The organism is Streptosporangium carneum (assembly GCF_027922005.1).
Classification (GTDB): Bacteria; Actinomycetota; Actinomycetes; order Streptosporangiales; family Streptosporangiaceae; genus Streptosporangium; species Streptosporangium carneum.
Map to the genome: position 1 here is coordinate 1 of NZ_BSEV01000156.1, position 535 is coordinate 535.

A 535-nucleotide genomic window follows, 5' to 3' on the forward strand; every position below is an offset into this window, starting at 1 on the left:
CACCACCCTTCGCCCTGCGGGCTTCGGGTGGTAAACCACCCGCAGCGCGCACTTGGGGCGAAGCGGTGTCCCCCGAAGCCTTGGCGAAGGTGGACTGTCGAGGACAAACTCCCACCCATCCCCGCCACCGCCCTGCGGGCTTCGGGTAGTAAACCACCCGCAGCACGCACTTGGGGCGAAGCGGTGTCCCCCGAAGCCTTGGCGAAGGGGGACTGTCGAGGACAGGCTCTGCGGCCGCACCATCAAGCCCCGCCCTCCGGCGTGGTTTTTGCTTTTCCGGCCTCGAGTTCCTGTTTGAGCTTCTGGCGCTGGCCTTCCAGCCCTTCGGGATAGTCGGCGACATCGCCGTATTCGAGAAAACCGTCATAGCGCCGGTGGGTCCCCGTGACCCGCGCGGCATGCTTGATCGGGCACCAGTACTGTTCCGTCCGTGACGCGATTTCCGCCACATAGGCCAGCACGCCGTTGGCGTACGCGCAGTAGAGGCAGTTCAGCTTCTGGATCACGTTGAGGTAGGGCAGCTTGTGCCGGTCGA

1 protein-coding gene is annotated in these 535 nt (G+C 65.0%); it reads right to left on the reverse strand.

Going from position 1 to position 535, the window contains the following annotated elements:
• Nucleotides 1–242: 242 nt before the first annotated feature.
• A partial coding sequence (locus tag PKF00_RS44310; protein ID WP_271223801.1) for a hypothetical protein occupies nt 243–535 on the reverse strand: 293 nt, incomplete at its 5' end.